At 54.6% G+C, this 24,187-nt stretch carries 22 protein-coding genes, 1 tRNA gene and 3 pseudogenes; 14 read left to right on the top strand and 12 right to left on the bottom strand.

The window, feature by feature from the left end:
* The 5 genes from ccmD to J4613_RS06065 form a co-directional block, all read left to right on the top strand.
* Positions 1-180 (top strand): heme exporter protein CcmD (ccmD, locus tag J4613_RS06085; RefSeq protein WP_238704085.1); only part of this gene is annotated, 180 nt, incomplete at its 5' end.
* Positions 177-656, top strand: coding sequence for a cytochrome c maturation protein CcmE (gene ccmE, locus J4613_RS06080; RefSeq protein ID WP_001053600.1), 480 nt, complete (start codon positions 177-179; stop codon positions 654-656). The genes ccmD and ccmE, both read left to right, overlap by 4 nt.
* The gene (locus tag J4613_RS06075) at positions 653-2,584 is read left to right on the top strand and encodes a heme lyase CcmF/NrfE family subunit (RefSeq protein ID WP_111742286.1); all 1,932 of its coding nucleotides are present in this window, start codon (positions 653-655) and stop codon (positions 2,582-2,584) included. The genes ccmE and J4613_RS06075 overlap by 4 nt, the downstream gene beginning before the upstream one ends.
* A complete protein-coding gene (dsbE, locus tag J4613_RS06070; RefSeq protein WP_063814174.1) occupies positions 2,581-3,138 on the top strand; it encodes a thiol:disulfide interchange protein DsbE in 558 nt (185 codons plus the stop codon). Before J4613_RS06075 ends, dsbE begins: the two co-directional genes overlap by 4 nt.
* A complete protein-coding gene (locus J4613_RS06065; protein WP_208293650.1) occupies positions 3,135-4,178 on the top strand; it encodes a cytochrome c-type biogenesis protein CcmH in 1,044 nt (347 codons plus the stop codon). Before dsbE ends, J4613_RS06065 begins: the two co-directional genes overlap by 4 nt.
* Before the next feature lie 43 nt (positions 4,179-4,221).
* On the opposite strand, the gene narP is transcribed toward J4613_RS06065, so the two are convergent.
* Complete coding sequence (gene narP / locus J4613_RS06060) at positions 4,222-4,869, bottom strand: nitrate/nitrite response regulator protein NarP (RefSeq protein ID WP_001115500.1); 648 nt, start codon at positions 4,867-4,869, stop codon at positions 4,222-4,224.
* Positions 4,870-5,687: 818 nt separating this feature from the next.
* On the opposite strand from narP, the gene pagL reads away from it, so the two are divergent.
* The gene (gene pagL / locus J4613_RS06055) at positions 5,688-6,251 is read left to right on the top strand and encodes a lipid A 3-O-deacylase PagL (protein ID WP_000281867.1); all 564 of its coding nucleotides are present in this window, start codon (positions 5,688-5,690) and stop codon (positions 6,249-6,251) included.
* Between the two features lie 192 nt (positions 6,252-6,443).
* On the opposite strand, the gene J4613_RS06050 is transcribed toward pagL, so the two are convergent.
* Together J4613_RS06050 and J4613_RS06045 are read right to left on the bottom strand one after the other, a co-directional pair.
* Positions 6,444-6,647 (bottom strand): virulence protein MsgA, encoded by a 204-nt coding sequence (locus tag J4613_RS06050; RefSeq protein ID WP_111742541.1) that lies wholly within the window; start codon positions 6,645-6,647, stop codon positions 6,444-6,446.
* 29 nt (positions 6,648-6,676) lie between these two features.
* Complete coding sequence (locus J4613_RS06045; protein WP_000340080.1) at positions 6,677-6,835, bottom strand: hypothetical protein; 159 nt, start codon at positions 6,833-6,835, stop codon at positions 6,677-6,679.
* 115 nt (positions 6,836-6,950) lie between these two features.
* Between J4613_RS06045 and J4613_RS06040 the strand changes: the two are divergent.
* From J4613_RS06040 to J4613_RS06025, 3 genes and pseudogenes are all read left to right on the top strand, one after another.
* A pseudogene (locus J4613_RS06040) lies at positions 6,951-7,728 on the top strand (tail fiber protein).
* Between the two features lie 668 nt (positions 7,729-8,396).
* On the top strand, positions 8,397-10,763 hold the full coding sequence (sspH2, locus tag J4613_RS06030) for an SPI-2 type III secretion system effector E3 ubiquitin transferase SspH2 (protein ID WP_080192482.1): 2,367 nt from the start codon (positions 8,397-8,399) through the stop codon (positions 10,761-10,763).
* Between the two features lie 12 nt (positions 10,764-10,775).
* Positions 10,776-11,073 (top strand): annotated as a pseudogene (locus J4613_RS06025) (DUF4113 domain-containing protein); the annotation flags it as partial.
* A 256-nt stretch (positions 11,074-11,329) separates the two neighbouring features.
* Here the strand turns inward: J4613_RS06025 and J4613_RS22590 are convergent.
* The 4 genes and pseudogenes from J4613_RS22590 to J4613_RS06010 form a co-directional block, all read right to left on the bottom strand.
* Positions 11,330-11,428: pseudogene (locus tag J4613_RS22590) on the bottom strand (hypothetical protein); the annotation flags it as partial.
* Positions 11,384-11,460 (bottom strand) — tRNA-Pro (locus J4613_RS06020). The pseudogene J4613_RS22590 and the gene J4613_RS06020, both read right to left, overlap by 45 nt.
* Positions 11,461-11,533: 73 nt before the next feature.
* Entirely contained in the window at positions 11,534-13,294 is a 1,761-nt protein-coding gene (gene yejM, locus J4613_RS06015) for an LPS biosynthesis-modulating metalloenzyme YejM (protein ID WP_000256140.1), read from the bottom strand.
* A 31-nt stretch (positions 13,295-13,325) separates the two neighbouring features.
* The gene (locus J4613_RS06010; protein ID WP_001135904.1) at positions 13,326-13,553 is read right to left on the bottom strand and encodes a YejL family protein; all 228 of its coding nucleotides are present in this window, start codon (positions 13,551-13,553) and stop codon (positions 13,326-13,328) included.
* 179 nt (positions 13,554-13,732) lie between these two features.
* Here J4613_RS06010 and yejK point away from each other — a divergent pair, with 179 nt between their 5' ends.
* Positions 13,733-14,740 (top strand): nucleoid-associated protein YejK, encoded by a 1,008-nt coding sequence (gene yejK, locus J4613_RS06005; protein ID WP_000050806.1) that lies wholly within the window; start codon positions 13,733-13,735, stop codon positions 14,738-14,740.
* A gap of 27 nt (positions 14,741-14,767) precedes the next feature.
* Positions 14,768-15,388 carry a hypothetical protein gene (locus J4613_RS06000; RefSeq protein WP_000033432.1) on the top strand — a complete coding sequence of 207 codons (621 nt, stop codon included), beginning with the start codon at positions 14,768-14,770 and terminating at the stop codon, positions 15,386-15,388.
* A gap of 108 nt (positions 15,389-15,496) precedes the next feature.
* Here the strand turns inward: J4613_RS06000 and rplY are convergent, their stop codons facing one another.
* Entirely contained in the window at positions 15,497-15,781 is a 285-nt protein-coding gene (rplY, locus tag J4613_RS05995; protein WP_000494192.1) for a 50S ribosomal protein L25, read from the bottom strand.
* 124 nt (positions 15,782-15,905) lie between these two features.
* Positions 15,906-17,666, bottom strand: a complete 1,761-nt coding sequence (locus tag J4613_RS05990; RefSeq protein WP_000578121.1) for a DEAD/DEAH box helicase — start codon at positions 17,664-17,666, stop codon at positions 15,906-15,908.
* Between the two features lie 151 nt (positions 17,667-17,817).
* Between J4613_RS05990 and rsuA the strand changes: the two genes are divergently transcribed.
* The 3 genes from rsuA (at position 17,818) to J4613_RS05975 (ending at position 20,466) form a co-directional block, all read left to right on the top strand.
* On the top strand, positions 17,818-18,513 hold the full coding sequence (rsuA, locus tag J4613_RS05985) for a 16S rRNA pseudouridine(516) synthase RsuA (RefSeq protein ID WP_111742288.1): 696 nt from the start codon (positions 17,818-17,820) through the stop codon (positions 18,511-18,513).
* A 27-nt stretch (positions 18,514-18,540) separates the two neighbouring features.
* Positions 18,541-19,731 carry a Bcr/CflA family multidrug efflux MFS transporter gene (locus J4613_RS05980; protein ID WP_000213349.1) on the top strand — a complete coding sequence of 397 codons (1,191 nt, stop codon included), beginning with the start codon at positions 18,541-18,543 and terminating at the stop codon, positions 19,729-19,731.
* A 390-nt stretch (positions 19,732-20,121) separates the two neighbouring features.
* A complete protein-coding gene (locus J4613_RS05975) occupies positions 20,122-20,466 on the top strand; it encodes a YejG family protein (protein WP_001094639.1) in 345 nt (114 codons plus the stop codon).
* A 3-nt stretch (positions 20,467-20,469) separates the two neighbouring features.
* On the opposite strand, the gene yejF is transcribed toward J4613_RS05975, so the two are convergent.
* The 3 genes from yejF to J4613_RS05960 are packed head-to-tail and all read right to left on the bottom strand — an operon-like array spanning position 20,470 to position 24,180.
* On the bottom strand, positions 20,470-22,059 hold the full coding sequence (gene yejF / locus J4613_RS05970) for a microcin C ABC transporter ATP-binding protein YejF (protein ID WP_000203612.1): 1,590 nt from the start codon (positions 22,057-22,059) through the stop codon (positions 20,470-20,472).
* A 1-nt stretch (position 22,060) separates the two neighbouring features.
* Complete coding sequence (locus J4613_RS05965) at positions 22,061-23,086, bottom strand: ABC transporter permease (protein WP_001137761.1); 1,026 nt, start codon at positions 23,084-23,086, stop codon at positions 22,061-22,063.
* Positions 23,086-24,180 (bottom strand): microcin C ABC transporter permease YejB, encoded by a 1,095-nt coding sequence (locus J4613_RS05960; RefSeq protein WP_023217966.1) that lies wholly within the window; start codon positions 24,178-24,180, stop codon positions 23,086-23,088. Before J4613_RS05960 ends, J4613_RS05965 begins: the two co-directional genes overlap by 1 nt.
* Between the last annotated feature and the right edge of the window lie 7 nt (positions 24,181-24,187).

Below are 24,187 nucleotides of genomic sequence, written 5' to 3'. Positions count from 1 at the left end.
TTCGCCATGGGCGGGTACGCCTTTTTTGTCTGGCTGGCGGTGGCGATGACCGTGGCGCCGCTGGCGCTGCTGGCGCTGCACACGGTGCTGCAGCGCCGGGCCATTCTGCGCGGCGTGGCGCAGCAGCGGGCGCGCGAGGCGCGGATGCGTGCCGCACAGGCGCAACAGGAGGCCGCGTGAACCTGCGACGTAAAAACCGGCTATGGGTGGTCTGCGCGGTGCTGGCGGGCCTGGCGCTGACCACCGCTCTGGTCCTGTACGCGCTGCGCGCGAATATCGACCTGTTCTATACCCCCGGCGAAATCCTCTACGGCAAGCGCGAGACGCAGCAGCTGCCGGCGGCGGGCCAGCGCCTGCGCGTCGGCGGGATGGTGATGCCCGGCAGCGTCAGGCGCGACCCGGACTCGCTGAAGGTGAACTTCAGCCTCTACGACGCCGAAGGGTCGGTGACGGTGAGCTATGAGGGGATACTGCCGGACCTGTTCCGCGAGGGGCAGGGGGTGGTGGTGCAGGGCACCCTGGAGAAGGGCAACCACGTCCTGGCGCACGAGGTGCTGGCCAAGCATGACGAGAACTACACCCCGCCGGAAGTGGAAAAGGCGATGCAGGAAAACCACCGCCGCCCGCAACGCGCTGATAAGGACACCTCATCATGATGCCTGAATACGGCCACGCGCTGCTGTGCCTGGCGCTCGGCGTGGCGCTGCTGCTGTCCGTTTACCCGCTGTGGGGCGTGGCGCGCGGTGACGCGCGGATGATGGCGTCGGCCGGGGTGTTCGCCTGGCTGCTGTTTATCTGCGTGGCGGGCGCGTTTTTCGTGCTGGTGCACGCCTTTGTGGTTAACGACTTCACCGTGGCCTATGTCGCCGGCAACTCGAACACGCAGCTGCCGGTGTGGTACCGGGTGGCCGCCACCTGGGGAGCGCACGAGGGCTCGCTGCTGCTGTGGGTGCTGCTGATGAGCGGCTGGACCCTGGCGGTGGCGGTGTTCAGCCGGCGGGTGCCGGCGGATATCGTCGCCCGGGTGCTGGCGGTGATGGGGATGGTCTGCGCCGGTTTTCTGGCGTTCATCCTGTTCACTTCCGGCCCGTTCGCCCGCACGCTGCCGGCCTTTCCGGTGGAGGGGCGCGACCTGAACCCGCTGCTACAGGACCCGGGGCTGATTTTCCACCCGCCGCTGCTGTACATGGGCTATGTCGGCTTCTCGGTGGCCTTCGCCTTCGCCATCGCCGCGCTGCTGAGCGGGCGTCTGGACAGCGCGTTCACCCGTTTTGCCCGCCCGTGGACGCTGGCGGCGTGGGTGTTCCTGACGCTGGGCATCGTGCTCGGCTCGGCGTGGGCCTACTACGAGCTGGGCTGGGGCGGCTGGTGGTTCTGGGACCCGGTGGAGAACGCCTCCTTTATGCCGTGGCTGGCGGGCACCGCCCTGCTGCACTCGCTGGCGGTCACGGAACAGCGCGCCGGCTTCAGGGCGTGGACGCTGCTGCTGTCCATCTGCGCCTTCTCGCTGTGCCTGCTGGGCACCTTCCTGGTGCGCTCCGGGGTGCTGGTGTCGGTGCACGCCTTCGCCTCCGACCCGGCGCGCGGAATGTTTATCCTCGCCTTTATGGTGCTGGTCACCGGCGGCTCGCTGCTGCTGTTCGCCGTGCGCGGGCACAGGGTGCGTTCGCGGGTGAACAACACGCTGTGGTCGCGCGAGTCGCTGCTGCTCGGCAATAACGTCCTGCTGATGGCCGCCATGCTGGTGGTACTGCTGGGCACCCTGCTGCCGCTGGTGCACAAACAGCTGGGGCTGGGCAGCATTTCGGTGGGGGAGCCGTTCTTTAACACCATGTTCACCTGGCTGATGGTCCCCTTTGCCCTGCTGCTGGGGGTGGGGCCGCTGGTGCGCTGGGGCCGGGACCGGCCGCGTAACATCAGGAAACTGCTGCTCACCGCCCTGGTCTCCACCCTGGTGCTGTCGGTACTTTTGCCATGGCTGCTGGAAGATAAAATCATCGCCATGACGGCGGTGGGGATGGCGATGGCCTGCTGGATTGCGGTGCTGGCGGTGGCCGAAGCCGTACAGCGCGTGTCCCGCGGCGCCAGGATTTCCCTCAGCTACCTGGGGATGGTGGCGGCGCACCTCGGGCTGGCGGTGACGATTACCGGCATCGCCTTCAGCCAGAATTACAGCGTGGAGCGTGACGTGCGGATGCGGGCGGGCGACAGCGTGACCATTCACGACTACCGCTTCACCTTCCGGGAGGTGCGGGACATCACCGGCCCCAACTACCGCGGCGGGGTGGCCCTCATCGGGGTGACGCGCCACGGCGAGCCGGAGGCGGTGCTGCACGCGGAGAAACGGCTCTACAACACCAGCCGGATGGTGATGACCGAGGCGGCGATTGACGGCGGGCTGACCCGCGACCTGTACGCCGCGCTCGGGGAGGAGCTGGACAACGGCGCGTGGGCCGTGCGCCTGTACTACAAACCGTTTGTCCGCTGGATATGGGCCGGGGGACTGCTGATGGCGCTGGGCGGGCTGCTGTGCCTGGCGGACCCGCGCTACCGCCGCCGTAAACCATTGCCGGAGGCCGGATGAAACGCAACGTACTGTTATTACCGCTGCTGATTTTTCTGCTGATTGCCGCGGCGCTGCTGTGGCAGCTGGCGCGCAACGCGCAGGGGGATGACCCGACGAATCTCGAATCGGCGCTGACCGGGAAGCCGGTGCCGGCGTTCCGCCTGGAATCGCTGGAGACGCCGGGTCAGTACTATGAGGCGGAGGTGCTGACGCAGGGGAAACCGGTGCTGCTTAACGTCTGGGCCACCTGGTGCCCGACCTGCCGCGCCGAGCATCAGTACCTGAACCAGCTTTCTGCGCAGGGTATCCGGGTGGTCGGGCTGAACTATAAGGACGACCGGACGAAGGCGGTGGCCTGGTTAAAGGAACTGGGCAACCCGTATGCGCTGAGTTTATCGGACAGCGACGGGATGCTGGGGCTGGACCTGGGCGTGTACGGCGCGCCGGAAACCTTCCTCATCGACGGCAACGGGATTATCCGCTACCGCCATGCGGGCGATTTGAATGCCCGGGTATGGGAAAGTGAACTGAAACCGCTGTGGGACAGATACAGCCGGGAGGCGGCGCAATGAGACTGTTACCGGGCATGGTGATGCTGATGCTGGTGCTGGTTATCTCCGGGTCAGCGCGGGCAACCACCGACGTGATGCCGTTTAAAGATGAAGCGCAGGAGCAGCAGTTCCGCCAGCTCACGGAGCAGCTGCGCTGCCCGAAATGCCAGAACAACAGCATTGCGGACTCGAACGCGATGATAGCCACCGACATGCGCCGCAGGGTGTATGACCTGATGCAGGAGGGGAAGAGCCGCCAGGAAATCATCGATTACATGGTGGCGCGCTACGGCAACTTTGTCACCTACGACCCGCCGCTGACCCCGCTGACGGTGCTGCTGTGGGTGCTGCCGCTGGCCGCCATCGTGGCGGGCGGGTGGATAATCGTCGCCCGCACGCGCCGGCGGGTGCGCCTGCGCCGGGAGCCGCTGCCGGCGGACACCCCGGTTTGCGGCGCGCGCGCCGGGTGGGGCGTTTATGTGCCGGGGGCCGTCATTGCGCTGGCGGTCGGCGCCGGCAGCTACGTCCTGACCGGCAGCTATCCGCAGGTGAGGGCCTGGCAGCAGGCAACGGCGCAGACGCCCGGGCTGCTGGCGCGGGCGCTGGACCCGCAGGCGCAGCCGCTGAATGAAGAGGAGATGGCGCGGCTGGCGCTGGGGCTGCGCACCCGCCTGCAGAATGATGCCGGCAATGTTGAGGGCTGGCTTATGCTGGGACGCACCGGTATGGTACTGGGTAATGCCGGTACCGCCACCGGGGCGTATGCGAACGCCTACCGGCTGGACCCGGAAAACCGCGATGCAGCGCTGGGCTACGCGGAGGCGCTGACGCGCTCGTCCGACCCGGAGGATAACCGCCGCGGCGGGGAGCTGCTGCGCCGGCTGGTGAGCCGCGACCACACGGATATCCGGGTGTTAAGCCTGTATGCGTTCAGCGCCTTTGAGCAGCAGCGCTTTGGCGAGGCGGTGGCGGCCTGGGAGATGATGCTGAAACTGTTGCCGGCAGACGATACCCGGCGGGCGGTGATAGAGCGCAGTATCCGGCTGGCGCAGGAGAAATAATGCCCTGACGGCCCGGTGGCGTGGCGCCACCGGGCCTGGCTTGTTACTGCATTCCGCGTGTTTGTAAAAATAGAATGGTCGCCGCGACGCGCGAGCGCACGTTTAGCTTGCGAAGTAGATTACGAATGTGCACCTTAACCGTCTGCTCAGAAATATTCAGTACTGACGCAATCTGTTTGTTAGAAAGCCCCTGCGCCAGCTCATGCAAGACATCTAACTCTCGTTCGGTCAGGATACTAAAGGGATCTTCCTGCGCGCCAAACCGTTCGCGCTCACGCAGATATTCATTGACCCGATCGCTAAAGACTTTACCGCCGTTAGCGCCTTTGCGAATGGCCTCCAGCAGCACTTCCGGATCGCTATCTTTGAGCAGATAACCGTCGGCGCCGGCGTCGATCAGCGCGTAGATGTCGCTGGCGGAATCCGAGACGGTAAGAATAATAATTTGCGCCGTTACACCATCCCGGCGTAGCGCGTTCAGGGTATCTAACCCGCTCAGACCTTTCATATTCAGATCCAGCAGGATCAGATCGGGCTCAATGCGATTCGCCAGATCGATCGCACTCGCCCCGTCACCCGCTTCGGCAACGACATAAAAAGCCGGGTCCAGTTCCAGTAATTGACGAATACCTCGCCGCATAAGTGGATGGTCGTCCACAATAAGCACCTGAAAAGGTGTTACTTCAGGCATGCTATATCTCCTGAGTTTTATTAGAATGATTATTGTTTTCAGCGCGGAAATCGTCCAGATTTGCCACATTGTCAAGCGCGTAAATTTTACCTTAATTAGTGCATGGGTAAGTAGTAAAACCTGTGACAGGCGAGTCATTAGCTGAACGATAGAAAGGATAAAACAACCTGTTGTGAGAGAAAACAGAATACTCCCTGAAGTTGAATACTGGTCTGGACGCTTTTTTCGGACAATGTGACATAACAGAAGTGTGGCATATGTAGCTGCGCCCTTGCGCCCGTAAGTCCAGACTATCTTTACTGGCAGGAAATTCCTTATTAAAAGTCATAGCGTCTAAAGATTTTCATTATTAACAAATTATTTTAATTGAATTTATTTATGGTTTTATTAATGCCAATGAAATACATCTGAGCAGAACGAATAAACCGCGACATCTGTTAAATTAAATATTAAGTCAATAGCAGAGGTATTTTTATGCGATAAAGAGATTCTGACGATATTCTTATCATAAATGAAAATGTGGTCAGGAATGAGAGTCATTCACTTATAACTTATCCTGGATGTGCCTGAACAACACTCGCGGCGTTTTGAGCACCCGTTGGGGCGACTCAAGGGGAAAGCGTAGTGAGTATGTTTTGATTTCTGCACACAGTCCATGTCCAGCCTGTTTGCATCAAAAATGCTGGTTGGAGTAATTATGACAATAATATTAATACTGGATGCTATATCAGCCGTTTCTGTGAGCGTAAGCGTGGCGTAGAAAATTTTAAATATGTTAGCCGGTTAAAAATAATTATTGACATTGAAATGGTGGTGGAGTGTATATGAAGAGAATATTTATATATATATTATTACTTTGTGCATTCGCATGTTCTGCTAATGATAATGTTTTTTTTGGCAAGGGCAACAAGCATCAGATCTCTTTTGCTGCGGGAGAAAGTATAAGAAGAGGAGGGGTTGAGCACTTATATACGGCATTTCTGACATACAGTGAACCCAGCGATTTTTTCTTTTTACAGGCAAGAAATAATCTGGAGTTAGGAGGATTTAAGGCTAAGGGTATCGATGATTGCAGTAAACATTCTGGCAGCGTTCCCTGCAATAAATATAACCAGGGCGTATTGGGTATCTCGAAGGATGTGGCGCTGGTTCATTTCGCTGGTATCTATACCGGTATTGGTCTGGGGGCTTATATAAAATCTAAGTCGCGAGATGATATGCGTGTCAATTCTGCATTTACCTTTGGAGAAAAAGCGTTTCTTGGCTGGAACTTTGGGGCTTTTTCTACAGAAGCTTATATTCGGCATTTCTCGAATGGATCACTCACGGATAAAAATTCAGGGCATAATTTTGTAGGTGCTTCAATTAGTTATAATTTCTGAAGTTGAATAACAATTAGCGAGTTGCTGGCTGAAGGAGTAATTAATCACCGTACGTTGTCTACAAAAACGTGTTGTGACTAGCCGATCATTATCGGCCCTATGGCGACAGGGAGGCTAATTGTTAGTGACAAAGAAGTGGTAAGCCGTTTACCTTACCAGAACGTTTTATTATTGCTGCAACAGATTGCTTACTCATTTACCTGCCACTGCAAACATTTCTTCCAGCATAGGGTGTAGATGCGCTTTTTCTGTTTTAGTACAAACATGGTTTACGTTAGTTGCCTGCATTGACTTTACGTTGACCACTGCACAGGAAAGATGTCCAATCAGTTCATGCAAAATCAGTTCATGCAAAATAACGTCTCTGGCATCAGCTAACTTTTTAATTGTAGGCATAAAAAAAACCAGCCCTGACAGGCTGGTTTTCAAGGGGAATTTTGGTCGGCAGCTTCATCCGCAGCATCTGCGGAGAGCAGCGCAGGTACGGCGACCACAAAAGCCGGGGAGGCATCAGCCAGCGCGGCGTCGGCTGACACAGCCAGAACGGCGGCAGCCGCCTCGTCATCAGCATCGGAGGCATCCACCCACGCCGCCGCATCTGATACCAGCGCATCACTGGCAGCGCAAAGCAGAGCTGCAGCCGGAGAATTGGCAACCAGAGCCGAAGAGGCCGCGAAACGGGCCGAGGATATCGCAGACGTGATTTCCCTGGAAGATGCAAGCCTGACGAAAAAAGGTATCGTTAAATTAAGCAGTGCCACGGACAGTGACAGCGAAGCGCTGGCGGCCACACCAAAGGCGGTAAAAACCGTTATGGGTGAGGTACGGACCAAAGCGCCGCTGGACAGCCCGGCATTCACTGGAACGCCGACCACACCGACGCCGCCAGGCGATGCTAAAGGGCTTCAGACAACAAACGCGGAGTTTGTCCGCAAACTGATTGCCGCGCTGGTTGGTTCCGTACTGGAGCCACTGGACACCCTGCAGGAACTGGCTGACGCGTTGGGAAATGATCCGAACTTTGCCACCACGGTACTGAATAAACTGGCGGGCAAGCAGCCGCTGGACGAAACCCTGACGGCGCTGTCAGGAAAAAGTGTTGACGGTCTTATCGAATACGTTGGTTTGCGAGAAACCATAAGTCGTGCCGCCGATGCATTACAAAAATCACAGAATGGCGGCGATATTCCGGACAAGGATTTGTTTGTGCGTCGTATCGGTGCCGCGCGAGCGTATTATCGGCTGTGATGATAATCCGTGGACGACGGCGGAGTTTATCGTCTGGCTGGAGTCTCAGGGCGCATTCAATCACCCTTACTGGATGTGTCGTGGCTCCTGGTCTTACGCTTATAACAAAATCATCACGGATACTGGCTGCGGTAATATCTGTCTCGCTGGCGCAGTGATTGAGGTAATGGGAGTGCGTGGCGCGATGACTATTCGGGTGACAACGTCCCATTCAGTATCTGGTTGGTGATACGTGGGTGACAGCCCCAAGTGTATAAGAAGGAATAATTATGACAGCGGAAAAAAAATAAAAAGAACAAACAGTTTTTAAATATTAAAAATTTCATTCCGTATGCACCGGAACCAGATGACACATTATTCGCCGATGCGGCGTATCTTAAATCAGAGGATGGTCAGGACTGGTATGGGTGCCAGCAATTATTTTCAGCAGACACGCTGAAAATTACCTACGACGATAACGATGTTATTACGTGTATTACGCGTGATGTTTCCGGGCTGTGGCCTGCTGGCCAGAGCGTTGCAGAGTTGCCTGATACGGATGAAAACCGTCGCGCTGATATTCATGCTGCTGGCAGTTTAAAGACGGTAAAGTCGTTCAAAGGGTTTATTCGCCGGAAGAGCTGCGCAGGCAGGCAGAATCGAAAATTGAACGCCCGGGCGTTGATACCGGATGATCTGGTCATCGTGGAAAGCGACCCTGAAAAAATCGACACTTTAGCTGTAAAATGACAGTCCCGCCATCCGGTCATCATAACGGATTTTTCTTCTGCACCTTCTGAAGCCCGCCATGTCAGGACGACCATGAATCCGCCGATAACCTTATTGTGAAATTAAGACCAGGAAGAGATGATGTCTGCCGGACAGATACTATATGTAAATTTATAAAGGTTTTTTGTTATGCCCTTTCATATTGGAAGCGGATGTCTTCCCGCCACCATCAGTAACCGTCGCATTTATCGTATTGCCTGGTCTGATACCCCCCCTGAAATGAGTTCCTGGGAAAAAATGAAGGAATTTTTTTGCTCAACGCACCAGACTGAAGCGCTGGAGTGCATCTGGGCGATTTGTCACCCGCCGGCCGGAACGACGCGGGAGGATGTGATCAACAGATTTGAACTGCTCAGGACGCTCGCGTATGCCGGATGGGAGGAAAGCATTCATTCCGGCCAGCACGGGGAAAATTACTTCTGTATTCTGGATGAAGACAGTCAGGAGATATTGTCAGTCACCCTTGATGATGCCGGGAACTATACCGTAAATTGCCAGGGGTACAGTGAAACACATCGCCTCACCCTGGACACAGCACAGGGTGAGGAGGGCACAGGACACGCGGAAGGGGCATCCGGGACATTCAGGACATCCTTCCTCCCTGCCACAACGGCTCCACAGACGCCAGCAGAGTATGATGCTGTCTGGTCAGCGTGGAGAAGGGCTGCACCCGCAGAAGAGTCACGCGGCCGTGCAGCAGTGGTACAGAAAATGCGTGCCTGCCTGAATAATGGCAATGCAGTGCTTAACGTGGGAGAATCAGGTCTTACCACCTTGCCAGACTGTTTACCCGCGCATATTACCACACTGGTTATTCCTGATAATAATCTGACCAGCCTGCCGGCGCTGCCGCCAGAACTGCGGACGCTGGAGGTCTCTGGTAACCAGCTGACTAGCCTGCCGGTGCTGCCGCCAGGACTACTGGAACTGTCGATCTTTAGTAACCCGCTGACCCACCTGCCGGCGCTGCCGTCAGGACTATGTAAGCTGTGGATCTTTGGTAATCAACTGACCAGCCTGCCGGTGTTGCCGCCAGGGCTACAGGAGCTGTCGGTATCTGATAACCAACTGGCCAGCCTGCCGGCGCTGCCGTCAGAATTATGTAAGCTGTGGGCCTATAATAACCAGCTGACCAGCCTGCCGACGTTGCCGTCAGGGCTACAGGAGCTGTCGGTATCTGATAACCAACTGGCCAGCCTGCCGACGCTGCCGTCAGAATTATATAAGCTGTGGGCCTATAATAATCGGCTGACCAGCCTGCCGGCGTTGCCGTCAGGACTGAAGGAGCTGATTGTATCTGGTAACCGGCTGACCAGTCTGCCGGTGCTGCCGTCAGAACTGAAGGAGCTGATGGTATCTGGTAACCGGCTGACCAGCCTGCCGATGCTGCCGTCAGGACTACTGTCGCTGTCGGTCTATCGTAACCAGCTGACCCGCCTGCCGGAAAGTCTCATTCATCTGTCTTCAGAGACAACCGTAAATCTGGAAGGGAACCCACTGTCTGAACGTACTTTGCAGGCGCTGCGGGAGATCACCAGCGCGCCTGGCTATTCAGGCCCCATAATACAATTCGATATGGCGGGAGCCTCCGCCCCCCGGGAAACTCGGGCACTGCACCTGGCGGCCGCTGACTGGCTGGTGCCTGCCCGGGAGGGGGAACCGGCTCCTGCAGACAGATGGCATATGTTCGGACAGGAAGATAACGCCGACGCCTTCAGCCTCTTCCTGGACAGACTGAGTGAGACGGAAAACTTCATAAAGGACGCGGGGTTTAAGGCACAGATATCGTCCTGGCTGGCACAACTGGCTGAAGATGAGGCGTTGAGAGCAAACACCTTTGCTATGGCAACAGAGGCAACCTCAAGCTGCGAGGACCGGGTCACATTTTTTTTGCACCAGATGAAGAACGTACAGCTGGTACATAATGCAGAAAAAGGGCAATACGATAACGATCTCGCGGCGCTGGTTGCCACGGGGCGTGAGATGTTCCGTCTGGGAAAACTGGAACAGATTGCCCGGGAAAAGGTCAGAACGCTGGCTCTCGTTGATGAAATTGAGGTCTGGCTGGCGTATCAGAATAAGCTGAAGAAATCACTCGGGCTGACCAGCGTGACGTCAGAAATGCGTTTCTTTGACGTATCCGGCGTGACGGTTACAGACCTTCAGGACGCGGAGCTTCAGGTGAAAGCCGCTGAAAAAAGCGAGTTCAGGGAGTGGATACTGCAGTGGGGGCCGTTACACAGAGTGCTGGAGCGCAAAGCGCCGGAACGCGTTAACGCGCTTCGTGAAAAGCAAATATCGGATTATGAGGAAACGTACCGGATGCTGTCTGACACAGAGCTGAGACCGTCTGGGCTGGTCGGTAATACCGATGCAGAGCGCACTATCGGAGCAAGAGCGATGGAGAGCGCGAAAAAGACATTTTTGGATGGCCTGCGACCTCTTGTGGAGGAGATGCTGGGGAGCTATCTGAACGTTCAGTGGCGTCGTAACTGATGCACCAGGTGAATGAGGTGCGGTGCGACAAAGATATTCCCGGACGAACAACATCAGACAGTACGGATGATGTACAGGTGAAATAGGGGAGACTTCTTCAGTCAGGGCGCGGCGCAACTTTTTCGATGATAACGCGCCGCGCGCCGGTAGCGAGAAGCCGATGGAAGTACTGGATCACCTGAATGCAAAGAAGGGCAGGGGAAAGCTGTACTTTGCCGGGGAGGGTATCCAGCAACAGTGGGCTATGAAGAGAAACATACTGTCATCCCGATATACCACCCGCTATGAAGACCTGCTTCAGGTTAAGTGACAGGTTTACCCTGATTTTCAAATTTTTGATGTGATGGTGTGCCGCAGCCACATTGTATGCAAGAACGGGCTGCGGCAAACTGGCGATCGTTCGATAGTGCGTGTATTGAATAGTTACCAGTCGTGGCGGATTCTACTGGTTAAGGATGACTAATCAATGTATTTAAGTCATCTGTTCAACTTTTCGCGTTGGAGGGAGCTTGAAGTCAATTTGCAGTGACCTTCGATAGCTATTTCACCATCATTTCACCATTTGCAAATTGGATATATAAAAAAACCAGCCCTGGCAGGCTGGTTTTTAAGGGGAATTTTGGTCGGCACGAGAGGATTTGAACCTCCGACCCCCGACACCCCATGACGGTGCGCTACCAGGCTGCGCTACGTGCCGACTTGTGGGTGCTAATACTACCTCTTTCCAACGCGAATGCAAGGGGAAACGGTGCTAACTGATTTATAATTAATCAGTTAGCGATAAAACGTTTCTCTTCTGTTAGCACTTGCAGCAGCAGACTGAGCTGCGGCTTCTGATCTTTGATCTTCTCGCCGTGTAAGTCATAGGTCTGATAATGACCGTTATTATTGAGCACCAGGGTCATTTGCGGCGTCGTGATTGCCAGCGTACTGCCGTCTGCCGCCGTTACCCAGTTATGACGACGTGGAACGGTAAAGATGTCCTGGCCCTGTGAATATTCGTTCGCTGGCGTGCTGACATGTAACAGGCGTTGCATCAACGTGGTCATCACATCGGTATGATCGGTAAGCACATTAATACGCTGCGCAGGCGTCCCCGGCCAGTGGATCACCAGCGGTACTTGCAGATGACCTTGCGACCAGTCGAAGCGATTTTCTTCCGGCGTCAACGGTATGCCGCGTCCTGCGGTAATGATCACGACAGTATTGTCGAATTTACCGGCCTCTCGCAGCGCGTTCAGAACCCGATTGATTTGCGCATCCACGTCGCTGGCGGCACTGGCGTAACGCTTAACAAAATTTTTCTGGTTACTGTCATCAATATTAGTACCGTTAAACGATATCCATGAGAACCAGCGGTTATCTTCCTGTGCGTAGCGCCCAAGCCAGTCTATCCACTGGCTGGCCGTTTGCGCATCAGACTGCGTTTGCGCTGCCGGCATCGAGAAATCGGACAGTAATGCCTGACGATAAAGCGGGCTGGCGAAGCCATCCGAAGAAAACAGTCCCAGTTGGTAGCCTTGCTGATTCAACGCGGTAATGAGCGCCGCAGGCGTTCTGGTGGATAACACGCCATCCATATAGCCTGGCGATATGCCATAGAACAGGCCGAAAATACCGTTATCAGTGGTATTCCCTGAACTCATATGACGGGTGAAGTCGATGTTTTGCTCGGCAAATGTAGCCAGCTCCGGCATCTGCTTCTCAAAGCGAGAATAGTTCAGGCCGTCTACGGTAATGAGCAGCACATTCTGACCGGTGCCCATATCGCGATAGTGCAAATTGCTGAGCGGGTACTGAACGGAGACCGCTTCCGGATTGCCTTGCTCTACCAGACGGCGCTGATATTCCTGCGCATCCAGCAGACCGTGTTTTTCAAGAAAACGTCGCGCCGTCATCGGATAAGAGAGCGGCAGGTTTGCCCGCTGCATGGTAATCGGCCGGTAAAAATTAGCATCTGCCCAGATGTAGATAAGATGCGATGCGATAAAGGAGACGAAAAAGAATGCCGCAAGCGGCCTTGCGAAATGGCGACGGCGCGTGAGACTGCGCAGCTTTTGCCAACTCCATGTCGCAAATAGCATCTCAATCAATAAGATAACCGGCACGCTAATAAACATAAGCTGCCAGTCGCGCGCCATTTCGTTCTGGTCAGGGTTGATGACCAGCTCCCAGACAATGGGATTAAGATGCAGGTGAAAACGGGTAAAGACTTCGCTGTCGATAAGCAACAACGTCATACCCGCGGTCGCCAGAATGGCTGATATAAACCGCATCAGCCGCTGGGACATCACGATAAACGTGAGCGGAAAAAGAATAAGCAAATAGCTGGCGAACACCAGAAAGCTAAAGTGCCCGACAATGCTCAGGTAGGAGTATATGCGACCCGCAAGCGTTGTCGGCCAGTCGGCGACAAACAGGTAACGGCTGCCGAGCAACGTAGCCAACAGTATATTGAACAGAGCGAACCAGTGCCCCCAGCTAACCATCTGGGAGACTTTTTCACGGTAGCGCTGACGATGAGTTACCATACCTGTCGCTTGTTTCTCCGGAGTCGGCTTTTTAGTGCGCGTTGTCTTCGCTAATCGAAGACTGCAAGGCGCGGGCAAAAGAGTTCGCAATCGCCTGGCGTTGAGCCGGCGCCACGCTGGTGTTGATAAGGTTGGTGACCATATTTCCCAGCACCATCAGGGAAAGATCGGTCGGCGCCTTATGTTTTTCCAGTACACTGAGCAGTTCGCTCAGCAGTTGTTCAACATGTTCATCACTATAGCGGGAGAGTTGTGGCATAAATCAAAATCTGTTTGTTCATGAAAGGGCAACATATTACCGTAGCAACAGTTTTTTTTCTGCATTTTTATCCCCTAAATCATTCGCGTTACGGATAACGCCTGAAATGACAGGGCGATTGCTTGCGTCTTCCGGCAGGCGGTGGTTGAATACCGCCCGGTCTTAAAGGAGAGTTTATCATGAGTCTGGATATCAACCAGATTGCCCTGCACCAGCTTATCAAGCGCGATGAGCAAAATCTTGAGCTGGTCTTGCGCGATTCATTGCTGGAGCCGACAACCACCGTTGTCGAGATGGTGGCTGAACTGCATCGGGTCTATAGCGCCAAGAATAAGGCGTATGGCCTGTTTAATGAAGAGAGTGAACTGGCGCAAGCGCTGCGGTTGCAACGTCAGGGGGAAGAAGATTTTCTTGCCTTTAGCCGGGCGGCGACCGGACGCCTGCGTGACGAACTGGCGAAATATCCCTTTGCGGACGGCGGCATTGTATTGTTCTGCCATTATCGCTACCTGGCGGTGGAGTATCTGCTGGTTACGGTACTGAACAACCTGAGCAGTATGCGGGTCAATGAAAATCTGGACATTAACCCGACGCATTATCTTGATATCAACCATGCGGATATCGTGGCGCGTATCGATCTTACCGAGTGGGAAACTAATCCGCAATCGACCCGCTATCTGACGTTCCTGAAAGGTCGGGTAGGGCGCAAGGTCGCTGACTTCTTTATGGATTTCCTCGGCGCCAGCGAAGGGTTGAACGCCAAAGCGCAGAATCGCGGCCTGTTGCAGGCAGTGGATGATTTCACCGCAGAAGCGCAGTTGGATAAAGCAGAACGTCAGAACGTGCGTCAGCAGGTGTACAGCTACTGCAACGAGCAGTTACAAGCCGGGGAAGAGATTGAGCTGGAATCGCTGTCTAAAGAGCTTTCCGGCGTCAGTGAAGTCAGCTTCAGCGAATTTACCGCCGAAAAAGGCTATGAGCTGGAAGAGAGCTTTCCGGCGGATCGCAGTACGCTGCGCCAGCTAACCAAATATGCCGGCAGCGGCGGCGGGTTAACGATTAACTTTGATGCGATGCTGCTGGGTGAGCGGATTTTCTGGGACCCGGCGACCGATACCCTGACTATCAAAGGGACGCCGCCGAATTTGCGCGATCAGTTGCAGCGACGCACGTCGGGCGGGAAATAAAGGCATACGACATAAAAGGACGCCGTAGTGAGTAAAGGAATACGACAGAAGCCGCCTGTTAATTTCAGTTTATTTCGGCAGGTTTTGTATGCGCACATTGTCGCATTTTTGATGATGTTGGTGCTCGGCATGGTGTTCACCGTTCTCTCGTTGGTACTGTTTTATACTTATGGTGCCAACTGGTTACTGAGCTTGTTCATATGCCCGCTGTTCTTGTTAAGTGGTTTATTCATTACTGGATTTGCTTTTAAATCAACCTGGTCCAGCATACGTTACTATTACGACAAGGGGCAGTTGAAACGGTATGGACTCAATCTTGATGCAACTTTGACGCATAAAGAGAAGGTGGAAATACGCATCGATAATGCAAAGCGTCAAGTGCGTGTAGATGAACTGGAGCTCCATGTCTTATTTGATTTTCAGTTTGATAGCAAGACATGGAGCTGCGGCGACTTACTGACCAATGAAAAGGTATTTGATGCGTTGAATGACGGACAAACGATACCAATACGAATTTTGCCATGGAAACCGGAAAGTGCCAGCGTTCGTCAACGGGCATTATTCAATCGGCTTAAAGGTATGAATACCGCGTCGGAAACTACAGATCCTCGATTAGGGGAGGCGCTAATTGAATGTGGCGAGGTGTAAGAAAGCAGAAAAGCAAAGTGGGTTCTCGTTGCTCTGCATGTCGTCAAATTCAATTAAACGCATAAAAAAACCCCGCCGGAGCGGGGTTTTTCTTCAACTTCCAGGCGATTACGCGCGAACGAAGTCGATGTGAGTCAGCTTCGGTTTGTAAGCGTGACGCTGTACAGCCTGAGCTTTAACTTTTACTTCTTTACCGTCAACAACGAGGGTCAGAACTTCGCTGTAGAATTCAGCTTTAGCTTGCATGTTCATCACCTGGTCGTGGTCCAGTTCGATAGCAATCGGGGCTTCAGAACCGCCGTAGATGATTGCCGGGAACTTGTTAGCGGCGCGCAGGCGGCGGCTCGCACCCTTACCCTGCTCTTTACGTACTTCTGCGTTGATAGTAAACATTTAAATCTCTCTTTAATAATTCCTGCTACAGGCGACCCAGCAACAGGTAAGTGATCTGCTTTGCGTATGCAAAGGCGGGCGGGATTCTATACTCAAATCGCCGTTACATCAATGAAAAGTACAATTAACCACGTAATTCGTGCGCCCGGCGGAAGCGGCCTTCATAGTCGAACACTTTTTCACGCACCTGCCAGTACTGGCCTTTCATCCGCGCGACCACAAAATCGGGATGCCGCAACAGCGCCTGCTGCGCGACAATATCCGCCGCCGTGATCCAGCGTAAAGGAACGCCGGGCGTGCGGGTATGCGGGCGAATAAATAGCTGTTCGAAAGCGGTACGCTGGGCGGGCGTGTGCAAGCGGAAGCGCTCACTGACATCCGCGCCGTCCTCGTCATAGTAAGTGATTTTCAGCCATTCGCCTTTCTCATCCTGCCCATGCTGCATCGTCATTCCGCTACAGCGCAGGACTAACGCATCCTTGAGCCTGAGCGCCGCTTTTAACATATCGTCCGGGTCGACCAGAATGGCGTCACATTCCCGGCAGCGTCGGGCGGCAATATCGTTTTCGGCATTACACTGCGGGCAGTTTTTGAAGCGAAAGCGAAAATCGCACTGCTCGCGATGGCCGTCGTCATCCTCAAACCAGCCCTGGCAGCGACGGCCAAAGTGTTCAATCAGCGTGCCGTCGGCAGTGGTTTTCCCCCAGAAGGTGTTGGCAAAGCCGCAGGCCGGGCAAAATACCTGGACAGGGACGTTATCGCTTTTTCCCTTCGGGCTACCGACCTCCGGGGCATACAGGTCGTGCGGGTTGCCTGCGTAATCAAGAATCAGGCAATCGGTCTTTCCCGGCGCAAGGCGCAGACCACGCCCGACAATTTGTTGGTAAAGACTAACTGACTCCGTGGGACGTAGAATCGCGATGAGATCAACGTGTGGGGCGTCAAAGCCGGTGGTCAGCACCGAGACGTTAACCAGATAGCGAAAACGCTGCGCCTTGAAATTATCAATCAGCGCGTCGCGCTCGGGCCCTGGCGTATCGCCGGTAATCAGCGCCGCGTCGTCCGCCGGAAGCAGACCGACAATCTCTTTCGCATGTTCGACCGTGGCGGCGAAAATCATCACGCCTTTGCGCGTTTGCGCAAATTCCATAATCTGGCTGATGATGTGCGGCGTAATCCGCTGCTGCTTTTTCAGCTCGCGGTTCAGGTCGGCTTCGCTGAACAGCCCATTGCTTTGGGCCTGCAGGCGACTGAAATCGTATTGGACCACTGGCATATCAAGCCGCTCAGGCGGCGTCAGATAGCCGTGTTTAATCATATAGCGCAGCGGCAGTTCATAAATACAGTCGCGAAACAGCGCGTTGTCGTTGCCGCGCACCATACCGTGGTAATGAAATTGATAAATCCAGCCTTTTCCGAGGCGGAAGGGCGTGGCGGTGAGCCCAAGCAGACGTAAGTGAGGATTAACTTTACTCAGGTGAGTGAGGATTTGCTGATACTGACTGTCTTCATCGTCACCGATGCGGTGGCATTCATCGACAATCAACAGCGAAAACTCCTCCTGGAAGGCGTCAAGATTACGCGCCACCGACTGTACGCTGCCGAACACGACTTTGCCCTGACTCTCTTTACGTTTGAGTCCGGCGGCGAAAATATCCGCTTCCAGCCCCAGCGCGCAATATTTGGCGTGGTTCTGCGCGACCAGCTCTTTCACATGCGCCAGCACCAGTACCCGTCCGCGGGCGACGCGCGCCAGTTCGGCGATCACCAGGCTTTTACCTGCGCCGGTCGGCAGAACAATCACGGCGGGCGTACGGTGGCGGCGAAAGTGGCTGAGCGTGGCGTCTACGGCTTCTTGCTGGTAGGGGCGGAGTGTAAAAATCATGGTCTCACTACGTTAAACGGTTCCGGGAATAGTATGCCATGAATCATTTCCCTTGAGGGATATAGTTAGCCCGCTATACTGAGCGGATAGCAATTCCCTTTTTTCGGGTAGAATGCCCGATTTCCGTATTATTACAGGCTAAATCACACACATGCGACTTGATAAATTTATCGCTCAGCAGCTTGGCGTCAGCCGCGCTATTGCCGGGCGTGAAATTCGTGGTAACCGCGTTACCGTCGATGGCGACATCATTAAAAATGCGGCCTTCAAACTGCTCCCGGAACATGCGGTTGCGTATGACGGCAATCCCTTAGCGCAGCAACACGGGCCACGCTATTTTATGCTTAACAAGCCGCAGGGATACGTTTGTTCAACCGATGATCCCGATCATCCAACGGTACTGTATTTCCTGGATGAGCCGGTGGCGTATAAGCTGCATGCCGCAGGACGTCTGGATATCGATACTACCGGTCTGGTGTTAATGACAGATGACGGTCAGTGGTCGCACCGCATTACGTCGCCGCGCCATCACTGTGAAAAAACCTATCTGGTGACCCTGGAGTCGCCGGTGGCCGACGATACGGCAGCGCAATTTGCGAAAGGCGTGCAGTTGCATAATGAAAAAGATCTCACTAAACCCGCTACGCTGGAGGTGATAACGCCTGTGCAGGTCCGTTTGACCATCAGCGAAGGCCGTTATCATCAGGTGAAGCGGATGTTTGCCGCAGTAGGCAATCGCGTTGTGGAACTGCACCGCGAACGGATTGGCGTCATTACGCTGGATGAGAATCTGGCTCCCGGCGAGTACCGCCCGTTGACTGAAGAAGAAATCGCCAGCGTCGGCTAACTATCTCGTTAATTTCAGGAGTTCGATGTGACCACCCGGCAGCACTCTTCCTTTGCCATTGTCTTTATCCTTGGCCTGTTGGCCATGTTAATGCCGCTGTCGATTGATATGTATCTTCCTGCGCTGCCGGTGATTTCTGCGCAATTCGGCGTGCCTGCCGGTAGCGCGCAGATGACGCTCAGCACCTATATTCTGGGGTTTGCGCTGGGTCAGCTTATCTATGGACCGATGGCGGATAGCCTCGGGCGTAAGCCGGTCATCCTGGGCGGGACGCTGGTATTTGCCGCTGCGGCGGTCGCCTGTGCGTTGGCGCAGACTATCGATCAACTGATCGTGATGCGTTTCTTTCACGGTTTGGCGGCCGCGGCGGCAAGCGTCGTCATCAATGCGCTGATGCGGGATATTTATCCAAAGGAAGAGTTTTCGCGCATGATGTCATTTGTCATGCTGGTCACTACGATAGCGCCGTTAATGGCGCCCATTGTCGGCGGCTGGGTGTTGGTATGGTTAAGCTGGCACTATATCTTCTGGATACTGGCCATTGCGGCGATTCTGGCGTCAGTCATGATCTTTGCTTTGATTAAAGAGACGCTGCCCGTTGAGCGGCGTCAGCCTTTTCATATTCGTACCACAATAGGTAACTTTGCCGCGTTGTTTCGCCACAAACGCGTACTGAGCTATATGCTGGCGAGCGGGTTTAGTTTTGCCGGTATGTTCTCTTTTTTGAGCGCGGGGCCGTTTGTTTATATCGAAATTAATCATGTTCCGCCGCAGGATTTCGGCTACTACTTCGCGTTGAACATCGTATTTCTGTTTGTGATGACGATTATCAACAGCCGTTTTGTCAGACGGGTAGGGGCGCTAAACATGTTTCGGGCCGGGCTATGGATTCAGTTTGCGATGGCGGTGTGGATGGTTTTCAGCGCGCTGATGGGCATTGGATTCTGGGCGCTGGTGGTCGGCGTTGCGGCGTTTGTCGGCTGTGTGTCGATGGTTTCGTCCAATGCGATGGCGGTCATTTTGGATGAGTTTCCGCATATGGCCGGAACGGCGTCTTCGTTGGCGGGCACTTTCCGCTTTGGTATTGGCGCTATCGTCGGCGCGTTGCTGTCGCTGGCTACCTTTACCAGTGCGTGGCCGATGATTTGGTCGATTGCGCTTTGCGCCGCCTGTTCCATTCTGTTTTATCTCTACGCCAGCCGTCCCAAAAAACGGTGACGGGCGCGCTGCCCCTCAATGGCGCCGAAGAATGCGCAGGCGGCGTTGGGGGACGCTATCCGCTACACGATGGCAAAGCCAAACGGCTTTCATAGTTGATGTATATCAATTACCAATTCATCATTTTCCTCCTTTATGTTTATTTTATGTAAAATCCATTTATGTAAAAAGTCACATCATTGTAGTTAAAAAGGTTGAGTTAGATCGCAGAAACGGGTACATATAGCCCGCCGCTATCTCCGCGTCGGTAAAACTATTTTAACTCCCGCTTGCTGTAGAGCCACTGACGGAGAGAAGGGCGTTAGCAATCTGTTTAAGGACGGGTTGTCAATGATGTGTTAATATAAATGTAATTAAATTGTGAAGTAATTGTGCTTCCGGGGAAAGAAAGTGAATACATTACAGCTCTCAATTGTTCACCGTCTGCCGCAAAACTATCGCTGGTCGGCGGGTTTTGCGGGGTCAAAGGTTGAACCGATTCCGCAAAACGGGCAGAGCACCGAGAATAGTCTGGTGGCGCTTAAACTGTTGAGTCCGGCAGGCGATAGCGCGTGGTCAGTGATGCATAAGCTCAGCCAGGCGCTAAGCGATATTGAAGTTCCTTGCTCCGTGCTGGAGTGCGAAGGGGAGCCGTGCCTGTTCGTTAATCGTCAGGATGAGTTTGCCGCCACCTGTCGGCTGAAAAATTTCGGCGTGGCGATAGCGGAACCTTTTTCTAACAATAATCCTTTTTAGGCGTCAGCTTAACGCGAGTAGCTGACGCGTATAGGCCTGTTGCGGTGCGGTAAACACGCGCTCGCATTGCCCCTGTTCAACCACCTCCCCCTGCCGCAGCACGATAACCTGATGGCACAGCGCGCGTACTACATGCAGATCGTGGCTAATGAAGATATAGGCCAGACGGTGCTTTTGCTGGAGCGATTTCAGGAGGGCAAGAATCTGCGCCTGAACGGTTTTATCCAGCGATGAGGTCGGTTCATCCAGAATAATAAGCGACGGTTTTAAAATCAGCGCCCTGGCGACGGCGATACGTTGACGCTGGCCGCCGGAAAACTCAGCGGGGTAACGATGCCGTGTTTCCGGGTCCAGGCCGACTTCCATCATGACCGCTTTCACCTGCTGTTCGCGCTGCGCGCCTGAAAGCGTAGGCTGGTGGACGCGCAGGCCTTCTTCGATAATTTGCAACACGTTTAAACGCGGGTTTAGCGATGAGTTTGGGTCCTGGAATACGACCTGGATACGGTGGCGAACAGGTAAAAGCTGGCGGCGGTTTAACGTATCCAGCGATTGACCGTCAAACACGATGCGGCCTTCGGAGCGGATAAGCCGTAACAGCGCCAGACCGGTGGTGCTTTTTCCCGATCCTGACTCGCCGACCAGACCCAGCGTTTCGCCTGGATGCAGGGTGAAACTGATATTGTTAACCACCACATTATGATCCACGACGCGCTTCAGAATGCCTTTGCGGATTGGGAAGGCGACGCGCAGCTTGTCCACTTCCAGCAACGGCGCCTGCCCGGCGGGGAGCGGAACCGGATCGCCAGTGGGTTCGCTGTTGAGTAGTTTTTGCGTGTACGGATGGGTCGGCGCGGAGAGCAGCGTGTCGGCGCGTTGGTTCTCTACGCACTTGCCGTGTTGCATTACCGCCACTGAATCCGCCAGTTTTTTTACAATGCTGAGGTTATGGGTGATAAACAGCAATCCCATATTGAGCTCACGCTGGAGTTCCCGCAGTAGAGATAAGATCTGCGCCTGTACGGAGACGTCGAGGGCGGTGGTCGGCTCATCGGCGATCAGTAATTCCGGCCGTGTTAACAGCGCCATGGCTATCATGACGCGCTGGCGTTCGCCGCCGGAAAGCTGATGCGGATAATCGCGCAGACGCTGGCTCGCCTGGCGGATACCGACCCGATCCAGACAACCGATCATCTCCGCCCTTGCCGCCTCCCGACGCATTCCCCGATGGAGCGACAGCACTTCATAGAGCTGTTTTTCCAGCGTATGCAGTGGGTTAAGTGAAACCATCGGTTCCTGAAAAATCATGGCGATTTTATTGCCGCGCACGCCGCGTAGCGTCTGCTCGCTGGCATGAAGCAATGATTCGCCGTGAAAGCGAATATCGCCGGAGAGGTAGACGGCGGGAGGGGTAGGCAAAAGACGCAGAATGGAAAGCGCCGTCACGCTTTTCCCTGACCCTGACTCGCCGACCAGCGCCAGCGTTTCCCCGGCGTTCACCTGTAACGAAATGGCGTTAACGACAGGGCGCACGTGCTGTTGCTGACGGAAACCTACCGATAAATTTTCAATCGCAAGCAATGGAGATGTCATCTTATACCGCCTTAGCAGGATCAAAGGCGTCGCGTACCGCTTCGCCGATAAAAATCAGCAGCGATAGCAGAATGGCGACAGACAGAAAGGCGGCGATCCCCAGCCAGGGAGCCTGTAAGTTGTTTTTCCCCTGTAAAAGAAGTTCGCCGAGAGAAGGGGAGCCAAGCGGCAGACCGAATCCCAGAAAATCCAGCGACGTCAGGGTGGTGATGGAGCTACATAAAATGAACGGTAAAAATGTCAGGGTAGCGACCATCGCATTAGGCAACATATGGCGCAGGATAATGTCACGATCGCTGACGCCAAGCGCCTGCGCGGCGCGGATATAGTCAAAATTGCGGGTCCGTAAAAACTCGGCGCGCACCACGCCCACCAGACTCATCCAGCCAAACAGTACGGTTATGGCCAGCAGCCACCAGAAGTTAGGCTGCACTACGCTGGAAAGTAAAATAATCAGAAACAGGGTCGGCATCCCCGACCAGACTTCGATGAGACGTTGTCCCCATAAATCGACTTTGCCGCCATAATAGCCCTGTAGCGCGCCCGCCAGTACGCCCATGACGCTGGAGCAAATCGTTAACATCAGGCCGAATAAAATAGAAATGCGAGTGCCGTACAGGATGCGGGCGAAAACGTCGCCGCCATTCGCATCGGTGCCCAGCCAGTTTTTCGCCGAAGGCGGGGAGGGGAAAGGCTGCGTGGTGGCAAAATTAATGGTATTGGCGCCAAAGCGTACGGGGGCCCACAACACCCAGCCCCGATTCTCAAGCTGCCGTTGTAGCCATGGGTCCTGATAGTCTGCCGTTGTCGCCAGCGGGCCGCCGAAATCGCGCTCGCTGTAATTTTTTACCAGCGGAAAATACCACTGGCCTTCATAGCGCACCAGCAATGGCTTATCGTTAGCAATCAGTTCCGCGCATAAGCTCAGGCTGAACACGACCAGGAAAATCCATAGTGACCAGTAGCCCCGGCGATTATGGCGGAAACGCGCCCAGCGGGCCTGATTGACCGGGCTTAATCGCGGCATTATCGTCCCTCAAAATCAATGCGTGGATCGACCAGCGTATAGCTGATATCGCTCAGGATATTCAGTAATAAGCCAATCAGGGTAAAGATATAAAGCGTGCCGAACATCACCGGATAGTCGCGCGAAACGGTTGCTTCATAACCCAGCAGCCCCAGGCCGTTGAGCGAGAACATGACTTCAATTAGCAACGAGCCGGTGAAAAACATACTGATAAAAGTGGCGGGAAACCCGGCGATCACCAGCAGCATGGCGTTACGAAAAACATGTTTCCAGAGAATGTTTTTTTCACTCACGCCTTTAGCGCGAGCGGTAACGACATACTGTTTACGCACCTCGTCGAGAAACGAATTTTTCGTCAGCATCGTCAGGGCGGCAAAACCGCCGATGACGGTCGCCAACACCGGTAGCGTAATATGCCACAAATAATCGGTGATTTTCTGGTACAACGGTAACGTGTCAAAGTTGGCGGAGACCAGGCCACGTAGCGGAAAGATATCGTAGTAGCTGCCGCCGGCAAAAAAGACGATTAATAAAATAGCGAACAGAAAGGCGGGGATCGCATAACCAATAATGATAAACGCGCTGCTCCACACATCAAAGCGACTGCCGTTATGGACGGCTTTGCGGATCCCCAGCGGGATAGACACCAGATAAATAATCAGCGTGCTCCATAATCCCAGGGTAATGGAGACGGGAAGGCTATCTTTGATCAGCGTCAGTACGGATGCGCTGCGAAACAGACTGTCGCCGAAGTCAAAAGAGAGATAGTCCCGTAGCATCTTGAAATAACGCTCATGCAGCGGTTTGTCGAAGCCGTAGCGATGGGTGATCTCCGCGATCACCTCCGGATCGAGTCCCCGGCCGCCGCGATAATGGCTGTCGCTGATATTGCCGACGCCGGTTTGCGCATGACTGGCGCGAACGCCTTCGCCGCTGGCGCCGGGCAACGCGCCGCCCTGGCCAAATTCAATCGCGGCAATCGCCTGATCGACAGGGCCGCCGGGAGCGATCTGCACGATAAAAAAGTTAATGGTAATAATGGCCCATAGCGTGGGGATCACCAGTAACAGACGGCGGATAAGATAGGCGCCCATTGATTCT

The sequence above is a fragment of the Salmonella sp. 32020114201800008SM genome (genome assembly GCF_017572025.1).
GTDB classification, from domain to species: Bacteria; Pseudomonadota; Gammaproteobacteria; order Enterobacterales; family Enterobacteriaceae; genus Salmonella; species Salmonella enterica.
The sequence above is the reverse complement of the archived record's forward strand: the minus strand, read 5'-3'. Positions and strand labels throughout refer to the sequence as shown.